At 56.1% G+C, this 999-nt stretch carries 2 protein-coding genes; one reads left to right on the top strand and one right to left on the bottom strand.

Translation table 11 applies throughout. The features are described 5' to 3' along the window. The coding region (locus RZO55_RS12575; RefSeq protein ID WP_318064631.1) for a YwhD family protein at window positions 1-214 on the top strand (214 nt) is incomplete at its 5' end. A 537-nt stretch (window positions 215-751) separates the two neighbouring features. On the opposite strand, the gene RZO55_RS12570 is transcribed toward RZO55_RS12575, so the two are convergent. Then, window positions 752-999: hypothetical protein (locus RZO55_RS12570; protein ID WP_318064630.1), on the bottom strand; the 248-nt coding region annotated here is incomplete at its 5' end.

Here is a 999-nt window from a genome sequence, read left to right as displayed (position 1 = left end):
GTTGATCGACCGGGAGGCCCGCCGGGGTTGGAAGATCCTCGCCGACCATGTGAACCGAATGGATGATGCCCTGAAACGGCGCATCCGGGTCAGCGAGCTGGGGGCGGTGGAGAAAAAGGCCCTCCGGGATCTGTTGATCAGCCACGATGAAAAAATGTGGGACAACTCTCCGGAAGAACTGAAACAGGCGCTGGCCGTTGACGATCAAAAATGAAAGCTGTGTGAACAATTCGGCCGTTGTCTTGTTTCTTGCTGCATTGGACAGTACACTGATGGTAAGTTGACGTGGTGTCTGCCTTCGAAAAGAGGGGAGACCAATCGTTTCAACACCGGTTCCGCCGATAACGGGTGGAAGCGGGAGCCACGTCATCGGAATACCATCGAGCTAGGACACCGAAGCGGCGGGCATATGCCCGCCGCTTCGGTTTTTGTGGGGGTCTGACGGTCCCTTGAGACCCGGGGCGGAGGTCAAAATCCGGCCCCGGCTCGATGGACCGGAAGGAAGGACTTGATAGAATGAAGGCAGCCGACGTCGGTTCCCGGCGGTCAAAGGGGTGAGGGAGCCCGGTTTGGATATGGTCGGCAAGGCGAAAAAGCTCGGGCGATCCTTACCGATATCCGGGCGGATTTGCGGACATGCGCGTCGAGGCTCAGTCCCCTATTGCCGGATCTCCCGAGGCGCGGGCAAGCGGTTCCGGGTCGAAAAGGCGCTTTTCCGACCAGGATGAGATACCGTTTTATGCCTCCGACATCAGATTGGATACGGAACGAGATGCGGGCGGAAGTGTGATAACGCGATATGGGAGGGGTTTGTCGGCACGCCGGCTAGATCCGATTTGCGCCCCTCCACGAATAATTTTTCCATCATTGAAAATATTGAATGAATTTCATGGTTTGATCCAATCCGGGATTCGGCACGCTGATCGTCTCGACAAACCGCAGCAACCCAAAGGGCGGATTGAAAAGGGGGTTGCGTGAAGGTAAAATTTTCGTATGATT

Source organism: Clostridium boliviensis (assembly GCF_033342255.1).
Taxonomy (GTDB): Bacteria; Bacillota; Clostridia; order Lachnospirales; family Lachnospiraceae; genus Lacrimispora; species Lacrimispora boliviensis.
Note: the sequence above shows the minus strand (reverse complement) of the source record. Positions and strands in the feature narration are given on the sequence as shown.